The sequence below is a fragment of the Micromonospora sp. KC721 genome, assembly GCF_004348355.1.
GTDB lineage: Bacteria > Actinomycetota > Actinomycetes > Mycobacteriales > Micromonosporaceae > Micromonospora.
In genome coordinates this window covers 1-9,842 of the sequence record NZ_SMJY01000220.1, presented here as the reverse complement: position 1 = coordinate 9,842, position 9,842 = coordinate 1, and the positions used below count along the sequence as shown (strand labels likewise).

The 9,842-nt window shown below is 68.8% G+C and carries 8 protein-coding genes and 1 pseudogene; 2 read left to right on the top strand and 7 right to left on the bottom strand.

Going from position 1 to position 9,842, the window contains the following annotated elements:
* Positions 1–53: 53 nt before the first annotated feature.
* From E1182_RS31770 to E1182_RS26365, 3 genes are all read right to left on the bottom strand, one after another.
* On the bottom strand, positions 54–374 hold the full coding sequence (locus E1182_RS31770; protein ID WP_207921525.1) for a hypothetical protein: 321 nt from the start codon (positions 372–374) through the stop codon (positions 54–56).
* Between the two features lie 238 nt (positions 375–612).
* Positions 613–1,845: a serine hydrolase gene (locus E1182_RS26370; RefSeq protein ID WP_243706426.1), complete on the bottom strand. Its 1,233-nt coding sequence runs from the start codon at positions 1,843–1,845 to the stop codon at positions 613–615.
* Between the two features lie 135 nt (positions 1,846–1,980).
* Positions 1,981–2,787 (bottom strand): GNAT family N-acetyltransferase, encoded by an 807-nt coding sequence (locus E1182_RS26365; RefSeq protein ID WP_132270210.1) that lies wholly within the window; start codon positions 2,785–2,787, stop codon positions 1,981–1,983.
* A gap of 206 nt (positions 2,788–2,993) precedes the next feature.
* Here E1182_RS26365 and E1182_RS26360 point away from each other — a divergent pair, with 206 nt between their 5' ends.
* Positions 2,994–3,959 (top strand): LysR family transcriptional regulator, encoded by a 966-nt coding sequence (locus E1182_RS26360; RefSeq protein WP_132270214.1) that lies wholly within the window; start codon positions 2,994–2,996, stop codon positions 3,957–3,959.
* On the opposite strand, the gene E1182_RS26355 is transcribed toward E1182_RS26360, so the two are convergent.
* Both E1182_RS26355 and E1182_RS26350 read right to left on the bottom strand, forming a co-directional pair.
* A complete protein-coding gene (locus tag E1182_RS26355) occupies positions 3,895–4,797 on the bottom strand; it encodes an expansin EXLX1 family cellulose-binding protein (protein ID WP_132270207.1) in 903 nt (300 codons plus the stop codon). The two genes, E1182_RS26360 and E1182_RS26355, sit on opposite strands and share 65 nt — an antisense overlap.
* A 112-nt stretch (positions 4,798–4,909) precedes the next feature.
* Positions 4,910–6,002, bottom strand: a pseudogene (locus E1182_RS26350) (alkane 1-monooxygenase).
* A gap of 99 nt (positions 6,003–6,101) precedes the next feature.
* On the opposite strand from E1182_RS26350, the gene E1182_RS26345 reads away from it, so the two are divergent.
* Entirely contained in the window at positions 6,102–6,716 is a 615-nt protein-coding gene (locus E1182_RS26345; RefSeq protein WP_132270212.1) for a TetR family transcriptional regulator, read from the top strand.
* Positions 6,717–6,784: 68 nt separating this feature from the next.
* Here the strand turns inward: E1182_RS26345 and E1182_RS26340 are convergent, their stop codons facing one another.
* Both E1182_RS26340 and E1182_RS26335 read right to left on the bottom strand, forming a co-directional pair.
* The gene (locus E1182_RS26340; protein WP_132270205.1) at positions 6,785–9,661 is read right to left on the bottom strand and encodes an RICIN domain-containing protein; all 2,877 of its coding nucleotides are present in this window, start codon (positions 9,659–9,661) and stop codon (positions 6,785–6,787) included.
* The coding region (locus E1182_RS26335; RefSeq protein ID WP_165942725.1) for an RICIN domain-containing protein at positions 9,661–9,842 on the bottom strand (182 nt) is incomplete at its 5' end. The genes E1182_RS26340 and E1182_RS26335, both read right to left, overlap by 1 nt.

The window sequence follows — 9,842 nt, the reverse complement described above, 5'->3', positions numbered from 1 at the left end:
GCCGGTGAAGGCACAATGAGCGAAGGCCGCGCGGATGGCTTTGATCGACACAATCAAGACATCTGCGCGGCCGTCCATGTCAGGGTCAAGCCGCCACACCGACCGGCTCTACTGTGCACAAGGTCGTTGGTGTTGCTGCCGATCCGGTGGTGCCCGTTCGTCGGCGGCTTCCCGGCCTCGTCGAGCTTGCGCACCCCCACGCTGCCGACCCACTCGCCCCGCTCATCGTGCACGCGCAGTTGCACCCCGACGAAACCGGAATCGACGATTTCCTGGATCGCCTTCTGCAGCTCCGGGCGGTCCTGCCCGGCAGCGGCCTTGGACCCGGCGGTCCGCCTGGTGACCTTGTCCTGGCCGGTAAGGGTGACGGACATGGTGGTGTACTCCTTCGAGTCTTCTGTGGGGAATCTGGTTGAACGGATGGGATGAAACCCGGTGGTGCCTGCGGTATCTCGATCACTGAGGCCGGCGGCCCGAGGAATCGCACCCTCGGACCGCTCGGCCTTGCCGACAGGACCAGACCAAGCCCGGGCGCAAACGTCGACGGTTCGACCGCCAAGGGTTGACCGTCGAGCCCCGGGTTGGGGGCGGGCTTGCCGGGCAGGCGGCGTGTCAGTCGTCAATCGCCTGGTAGAGACTGGTCCAGAAGTCGTGAATGAGCCTTGCCGAATTCGGGACGGACATCCCGACCTGGGTGAGCAGGATTCCGGTCAGCCCGTTGTCCGGGTCGGCATAGGTCGAGGTACCGGCTCCGCCGTCCCAGCCGAACTGGCCGATGGACGCATAGTCGCCACGGTAGGTGCGCACCGCCATCCCCATGCCCCAGCCGCCGTGCTGCCCTTGGCCGAATGACACATGGACGTTGTCGCGGGCCATGGCGTCGCGGGCGGCTTGCTGCCCAGGCGTGAGGCGGTTGGTGGTCATCAGCTCGACGGCGGGCCGGGACAGGATCCGTCCGTTGCCGTGCATGCCGTGGTTCAGCAGCATCCGGAAGTAGGCGTGGTAGTCATCGACGGTGGAGACCAGCCCGCCGCCGCCGCCCTGGAACGCCGGAGGTCGGCTCCAGCGTCCCCCTTCGGCGTCGTCCCAGACGAGGAACTGTCCGGTCTGCGGGTCGGGGGCGTAGAGAACAGGCAGCCGGTCGAGCTTGTCGGCGGGTACGTGGAAACCGGTGTCGGTCATCCCGAGCGGGTCGAAGATCCGTTCGCGCAGGAACGTCTCAAACGACTGGTCCGCGACTCTGGCGACGAGCACGCCGAGGAGATCGTTGCTGATGTGGTACTGCCAGCGTTCTCCGGGCTGGCGCATCAGCGGAAGCGCGCCCAGGCGGCGCATCCACTCATCCGGCTCGGGCATCGGCTCCGGCAGATCGGGCGTGAGCCCCTGCTCGACGATCGCGCTCATGATCGGAGTGCCCAGCGCCGTCATGTCCATGCCGAGCCCGAACGTGGAGGTCAGCAGGTCTCGTACGGTGATCGGCCGCCGTGCCGGCACGGTATCGTCCAGCGGACCGTCGATCCGCTTCAGTACCCGTCGGTCGGCGAGTTCCGGCAGCCACGACTCCACCGGATCGTCCAGCCGCAGCCGGCACTCGTCGAGCAGGAGCATCGCCGCCGCGATCGCAACCGGCTTGGATGTCGAAGCCATCCGGAAGATCGTGTCCCGGCGCATCGACGGGCCACCGTCCTGACGCATCGTTTCGATCGCCTCGACGTGCGTCTCACCACCCCGGCTGACCAGGGCGACGAGCCCGGGAATCCTCCCGGACTCGACATGCCGTGCCAGTACGTCGCGCACTCTACGTAGCCCCGGCTCCGAGAATCCGGTGCTGCGATGTCCCATCATGGTTCTCCTTACGTGTGGTGTTCGATTTCAAGATCCGCCCCTGCTGCTCATGACTTCGATGAGCGAGGCGCGGGAATTGAACGGACGGACGGTGGTCTTCACGGGTGCGCGCGCGTTGGCCTCCGCGGGTCGGGTTTATGGAGGGGCGAGTTCGTAGAGGTGAGTTCGCCGGAGGGGGTGGAAGCCAAGGTGCTCGCGTAGCGCGAGTAGGTGGGGATCGTCCTCGGCGGTGGTGGTTTCGATCTCGTTGACGTGTGGATGGACCTGGCGCAGTCGCTGGATCAGGGCGGCGTTGACCCAGAGGTCCAGCCGTTGTCCGCGGTGGTGGGGAAGTACGGCCGGTCCGTACTGGTGGGCGCGGGTCTGGGAGAGCGCACCGGCGACCGCCACGGCGTAGGCTGCCAGGTCGCCGCCGGTGTCCGCGGCGGTCAGTACGGCGTTACCGGGGCTGCTCGGGCCTGTGAGCAGCTCTTCGACACGGGCCGCGTTGGGCAGCTCGCCGGTCCAGTGGGTCAGGCGGTAGCCGGGGTGTTCGGCGTCGACCAGCTCACCCAGCCAGGCCCGGTGAACATCGCGGTAGGTGAGCAGGTCATGGCGCCTGGGTCGGATGTGCTGGAAGCGGTGCCGCAGACAGAATGCCTCCGCTGGCGAGCCCACGGCCACGTCGGCGACCAGGCGTGACTCGGTGGTCTGTGCCCGAACGGTGGCCAGGAGCCGGGAGCCGATTCCGCGTCGGCGCCACTGCGGCTCCACGTACAGGCTCAGCTCCGAGGCGCCCGGCGTCATGGCCAGGGTCGCAGGCAGCAGAAGGTCGTGCTCGAACGGGATGATCGGCCGCAGGCTGGCCACCCCGGCGACGAAGCCGCGTGACGCCTCAGCCCGCCACCGCGAGACCCCGGGGTGATCCGGCACCGCCACGATGTCGATCAAGCGTTCGCTCATGGAAGCCACGATCGCCCCACCGTCCCTGCGGAACAATGTGCAAGATCGAATCGCCGCATAAGCGACCGGTTATCGTTCGACGCCACGCGCGGCCGACGGTGGCCCCGGGCACGATCGCCGGACGCGACGCCACAGCCGTAAGCTTCCCGGCGCGTAGATCACGGACACGATGCGGACGTGCGGTGACCGGAGGGAGAGACAGCTTGGTGGAGCTGCGCGACATCGAGATCTTCCTGACGCTGGCCGAGGAGCTCCATTTCGGGCGTACCGCCGAACGCCTCCGGGTATCCCAGGCGCGGGTCAGTCAGTCGATCAAACAACAGGAGCGCCGGATCGGCAGTGCCCTGTTCGAGCGGACCAGCCGCAGCGTGCGCCTCACCCCGCTCGGCGACCGGCTTCGCGACCGGCTCGACGCGGGCTACCGCGAGATCATGGCAGGTCTCGAGGAGGCTGCCGCCGTCGCTCGCGGGCAGGCCGGCACCCTGACCGTCGGCACCTTCGACACCCACCACCAGGAGATCGCGGCCGTCCTCGATCTCTTCCGACAGCGGCACCCGCAATGTGAGCTGCGTATGCGCGAGATCCTGCCCGCCGACCCGTTCGGCGGACTACGCGCCGGCCGGGTCGACACCGGGCTGCTCTGGCTACCCGTCCGCGAGCCCGACCTCGTCGTCGGGCCGCAGCTGTACACCGAGCCGCTGGTGCTGGCTGTCGCCTCCGATCATCCGCTGGCCCGTCGGGGTCGGGTCGAGATGGAGGAGCTCGGCGATCACCTGGTGGTGGATCTGGAGGGGCCCATTCCGGACTATGTATGGCAGGCGCACACCCCGTCCGTGACACCGGCCGGGCGGCCCGTCCGGCGCGGAATCGCCGTGGCCACCCTTGAGGAGGGGTTCACGGCGATCGCCACCGGCGGCGTCGTATCCCCCGTCGGATCGTTCGCGGCCGCCTCCCGGCTGCGCCGTGACATAACATTTGTGCCCATCACCGACGGACCGATCCTGCGGTACGCACCGGTGTGGCGCGGCGCCGGCGAAAGCGCGCTGGTCCGCGCCTTCGTCCAAGCCGCCGCGGACGCGCGGAACACCACGGATCCGCAGGCGGGTTTCAGCGTTTGGCGAACTGGACCTGGGTCGGCTGCACGACGTCCGGCCTCAGCGCGATCCCGTTGACGACCAGTCGCTGCCCATAGATGTCGGTAACCCTGATCGCGCCGCCGCACCCGCTGCCGCGGGCGGAGAGGAAGTAGTTGTAGTCGGTGCGGGGCAGGCGCTGCCAGCCGGCGCTGGTGCGGACCTCCAGCAGCGCCACCGGGTTCCGGTGGTCGATCGCCTGGATGGCGCACCACCATGTGGTGGAGCCGGTCTTGTACCGGATCGAGATCGTGTCGGACGTGCTGGGGCTCAGCAACCTCCACGTGATCGGGATCCGGCCGCGCGAGGGGTCGGCGAGCTTGGCGAAGGCCTCTGGGCTGAGGTCGAGTTGGCCGGGTGCGCAGGGCAATGGGCATTCGTTGGTGATCCGGACCGTGACAGAGGCGCCGTTGGCCGCGCGGATGAGGACGTGCGCCCCGCACGCCTTGGCTGACTCGTAGTCGGTGTGGTTCATCGCCGCGATCATGAGGTCGCGGCTCGCGCCGTACAGGCAGGCGCCATCGCCGTCTCCGGCGTCGTAGACGGTGGCGTCACCCCGGTAGGTGACCTTCGGCCGAATCCGTCCCGCCAACGGTGCCGCGGCGGACGTCGTCGGCGAGCTGCTCGCGGGCGACGGCTGCGCCGTTGCGGTGCTCGTGGCCGAAGGCTGTGCCGCCGGCGTGCTCGCGGCAGCCGCTGCCGTCGGAGAGCCTGTGCTGGACGGGACGGTCACCGGGGTGGTGGCGGTGGGCGTGGCGGCAGCGGGTTCGACCGGGGAGGGGCCGCCGCCGCATCCGGCAAGGGCCGCCAGCATGGCCGTGGACACGACGCTCGCGAGCGCTGGGCGCAGCCGGCGAGGCGGGTGCAGAGGGGTCATGTGGTGCTCTCCTTCAACCGTTTCAGTCGACCCGGACGCACGTCAGTGGTCTGGCAGACCGGAAAGGTTGCTCGACCGCCCCGAGAAGTTCAGAAGCCGCCCTTGACCTCGGTCACCGCCGCCGGTTGGCCAAGGAGAGGTCGCCGCCGTAGTGGGCCGCCACCTTCGGATCCATGATCCGCCGCCACAGCGGCGGCACCAGCGCGGCGACGATCATGGTGGCGTATCCAGCCGGCAGTTGTGGGGCTTCGTCGAACGTGCGCAGCGTCTGGTAGCGCCGCAACGGGTTGGCGTGGTGATCGCTGTGCCGCTGTAGTTGGAACAGGAAGATGTTGGTGACCACACGGTCGCTGTTCCAGCTGTGCCGTGGGTCGACCTTCTCGTACCGACCGCCCACGGTCCGCTGTCGGCACAGACCGTAGTGCTCGAGGTAGTTGACGACCTCCAGTAGGGAGAAGCCGACGACCGCCTGCAGCACGAGGAACGGCACGACCCGCACCCCGAAGCCGACGATCAGACCGGCGGCGAGCACCACCGTCATCGCCCAGGCGTTGAGCACGTCGTTGCGCCACGTCCAAGGACTGCGCGAGCGGATTCGGAATCGGCTGGTTTCCAGGCGCCACGCGGAGCGGAGGCTGCCCAGCACGGTACGCGGCCGGATCCTCGGGGGTCGCGACACGCACGTGATGGCCGCGATTGTGCTCGACGTGGAAGTGCCCGTATCCGCTCGGCGCCAACGCGATCTTGGATAGCCAGCGCTCGACCTTCTCGCGCTTGTGCCCCAGCTCGTGAGCGGTGTTGATGGCGATGCCGTTGACGATGCCGAGGGTGAACACCAGACCCGCCATTCCGCCGATCCCCAGTCCGCCGTGGACCCAGATCTCGCAGCAGAGGATCAGCCCGGCGTACTGCGCCGGCAGGTAGAGGTACGTGATCCAGCGGTAGTAACGCACCTCCTGCAGCCGGCGAGCGACGTCCTCGGGTGGGTTGTCGCGGTCGTCGCCGATCAGCAGGTCGGCGACGGGAATCACCCCGAACACGAGGACGGGAGCGATCCACCAGCTCCAGGCGGCACCACCGGTCAATCGCCAGAGCGCGAAACCGAGGAACGGGAGTGCCGGCACGAGCAGCGCCAGCGGCCAGCCGTACTTCTTGGTATCGCGCCAGGTGACGGCGTCGAGCGACAGGTCCACGTCGACCTCCAGTGGGGCGACAAATTGTGGACATCACTATGGTCTATGTCTCATATCTTTACAAGGGATGCCTGTGTGTAAAGTCGGTTGACGGCTAGACTTCGGACCTTGATGGAGACCTCGAAGCGCTACCGCGACGTCGCGCGGCAACACCTGCGTGACGCGATCGTCGACGCCGCTCGCGAGCTGACGATCGCCCACGGCTGGGACAACGTGCGCATGGCGGAGGTCGCCACCGTCGTGGGAACCAGCCGGCAGACCGTGTACAACGAGTTCGCGAGCAAGGCGGGACTCGCCGAGGCACTCGCGCGGCGAGAGGTGGAGCGCTTCGTCGCCGACGTGCGCGCGTGCCTGTTCACTCACGGCGACGACGTACGGGCCGGGGCGTACGCGGCGATTCTGCGGGTGCTTCGGGAGGCGGCCGGCAACCCTCTCATCAAGGCGATCCTGAGCAGTGCGCGCGACGCCGACCCACTGCTGCCGTTTTTGACCACGCGGGCGGAGATAGCGCTCGTCGCCGCCACGGCGGTCGTTCAGGACTGGGCGCGGGCGCACGCGCCGGAGATCAGCGACGACGATCTGCGGTTCGGCGCCGAGTCGATCGTCCGTCTCGTGGTCAGCCACATCGTGCTGCCCACCGCTGCGGTCGAGCACACCGCGGAACGCCTCGCCGACTTCGCCACCCTGCTGGTGGCCACCTATTCGGCCACGCCCGCGCGGCGTTGACCCACGGCGTGACCGCCGTCGGAAGGTGGCGCTCTACAGGTCGCCCTGGCCCTGACGCGGTGCGGTGGCTACACCGCGACGAGTTGCCACTGCTGGTTGGTTCCGCCGTTGGCGGCCCACTGGACGACCTGGGCGCCGTCGTTCACCGAGCCGCCCGACACGTCAGCGACGAGGCCGGTGCGGACGTTGACCAGGCGGTGGTAGCCGTCGCCGGTGTCGACCAGTCGCCACCACTGGTGGGTGCTGTTCGTGTCGGACCACTGGTCGAGCTGGATGCCCTGCGTGGTCGCGCCATCAGGGACGTTGAGCACCTTGCCGCTGCTGCGGCTGACCAGTCTGAATGACTGGTCGGCATTGGGTTCCAACCGCCATTGCTGGTTGGCGCCGCCGGTCCAGGCCCACTGGATGGCCTTGGCGCCGTTGGCGGTGGAGGCGCCGGAGACGTCGAGCACCTTCCCGCTGCGCCGGTTCACCAGGCGGTGGTAGCCCGCAGGCAGAGCCACGACGATCTGCGCCGGTTCACCGGCGGACAGTGAGATCACCCGAGCGTGTGACCCGAACGGGGAGGTGGCGACCGGCACGGAGGTGGCGACGGAGGCCATTCCGCGGCGACTGATGAGGGTGATCCGCTGGGTGACCGCCGAGGTCAGCGTCACCGTCACGGTACGGGCGGCCAGGTCCCAGGTGAGGCTGTCGACGCGGACCCGGTTGCGACCGCGTACGCCGGTGATGCCGCCCTTCGTGAGCTGGTCGGGCAGGGCGGGCAACAACTCGACGATGCCGGGCCTGGTGTAGCCGATCGCCTCGCTGAGCACGCCGGGTAGGGCATGGGCCGCGTCGGCGTTGTAGATGTCGAGGTTCGGGTTGTGTGCGGTCATCAGCGACCGGAAGATCATATTGTTGCCGATGATCTTCCGGAGATTGCCGTAGAGGAGGGTGCCGTCCTTCAGCCGGGCGGCCGCCAGCGCCCGGTGCAGGCTGCCGTGCGCGGAGACGTTCTCGTCGCCGCGCAGGGCCAGCGCCCGGAGCGAGGCGGTGACGAGTGCGGGCTCGTCCTCGGGGTTTATCTCGTGCAGCGGCCAAGCCCCGTACAGGTGGTGGACGTGCCGGTGATTGTAGCGGTCGGTGAGCCCGGGCCAGGACCATTCGGCGAGGGCACCATCGCCGTTGATGGCGTAGGGCGGCAGCTTGCCCAGCAGGGCGGTCCAGCGTTCGACGCCCTGGCCGCTGCCCTGTTCGACGCCGAGGGCGTTGGCGGCGTCGACAGCGGCCCGCAGGGCGTGCTTGCCGGCCTGGATGTCGCCGGTGGCGTTGACCGCCAGGAGGACACCGGTGCTGGCCGGCGAGTTCTCCATCGAGAAGGACGGTACGAACACCACGTCGCCGTTCGCGTCGGTGCGGGTCAGGAAGTCCTCGTAGAACAGGGCCAGCTCCATCAGCGCCGGGCCCAGCTTGTCCCGGAGGAATGCCTGGTCGCCGGTGACCTGGTAGTACTCCAGCAGCGGGTAGAGCAGCCAGTCGGCGCCGCCGGTCCAGCAGTGACCGGGGAAGCCCGCGTCGAAGTGCAGCATGTGGCCGTACTCGCCGTCGGTGCGGGACGGGGCGAGGAACCCGCGGGCGCCGTAGAGGTTCCGCGCGTTGGTCCGCCAGTGGGCGAGCTGGCCGAGGATCAGATCGAAGTAGCCTTGCATGGCGTCGGTGAGGTCGAGGATGTTGCCGCCGGCGACCTGCAGGTTGACGTTCGCGTCGGTGGTGAAGTCGTCGGCCCAGGCGGCGTTCCACGACCCGGCCCAGATGCCGGTCAGCCGCGGTGGCAGGACCCCGCTGGAACTGATGAAGAGATAGCGGCCGGAATCGTACAACCGTTCCAGCAGCGCGATGTCGATGACGCCGCGGTTGGCGTTCTGCCGGGCGATCAGTTCGCTCGTCGACAGCCGCCGATCGGTCGCCGAGACGTTCAGGTCGAGGCGGGAACGGTCGTACATCGCCGAATGCAGGGCGACGTGCCGGCTACGCAACGCGGAGTAGTCGGCGCTCAACGCGGCCAGCGCGGCGTGTAGTGGTCTGGCGTCCCAGGCGGTGGGCGACTCGTACCGGTCGAGTTTGGTCAGCAGCACGAGCCGGGTGGCGCCGGTGACGACGATGGTCGCTCCGTTCGCGCTCACCGTGCCGCCGGTGGCGACGACCCGGGTGACGCCCTCGTAGCCGAACGCTCCCTGCCCGGACGGGTACGTGCCCCGCAGATTCAGATAGCCGGAGCCGTTGCCGACCGTGGTGAGGGTGGTGAAGCGGACCGAGTTGGCGACGCCCGCGAGCGCCGCGTTGACGCTCAGCGTGGTGTCGATCGTCCGGCCGGACGCGGGGGCGAGTTCGTGGACGACCACCCTGTCGGCCCGGGAGACGAAGACCCGCCGGGTCCAGACGCCGGAGCCGTCGGTCCAGGTGGAGGTTACCTCGCCGGTTCGGAAGTCGGTGATCCGGGCGTAGTCGTTGGTCGTGGTCATGCCGGGCGTGCTGATCCGCAGCTCGTAGCCCGGGTGGAAGGCCTGGGTCCAGCGCAGGCCCCAGCCGGAGGTGAAGTCGGCGTTCGCGCCGCGGTAGTCACCGGCCAACGCCTTGTTCCGGACGCCGGCGAGCCGGCCGGAGAGGACCGGTGGGGTCAGGTTGCGGGTGCCGTTCGGCAGGACGAAGCGGTGATGGTTGAGGATCACCTTCTCCAGCGTCGGCGCGCCGTACAGGATGGCGCCGTACTCGCCGTTGCCGGTCAGGAACCCGTCGGTCCAGTCGGTGGCGACGGCGGTGTCGTAGATCCCCCGTTCGGGGAGCGTGACCTGAGGCGGGACGGCAGCGAGGGCCGGTCGGGCGACCATCACCGAGGGCAGGGCGGCACCGGCGGACAGTGCCGCCGCCTTGACGAAGTGTCGGCGATCCATGGGCAGAGCCATCAGGGCAGGGTCCATTTCTGGTTGGCGCCACCGTGGCAGCTCCACAGGTGCACGACCGCGCCGTCCGCTGAGCTGTTGCCCGACACGTCCAGGCACTTACCCGACTGCGGATTCCGCACCGAACCGTCCGACTGCGCCTGCCAGTTCTGGTTCGCGCCACCGTGGCAGCTCCACAACTGCA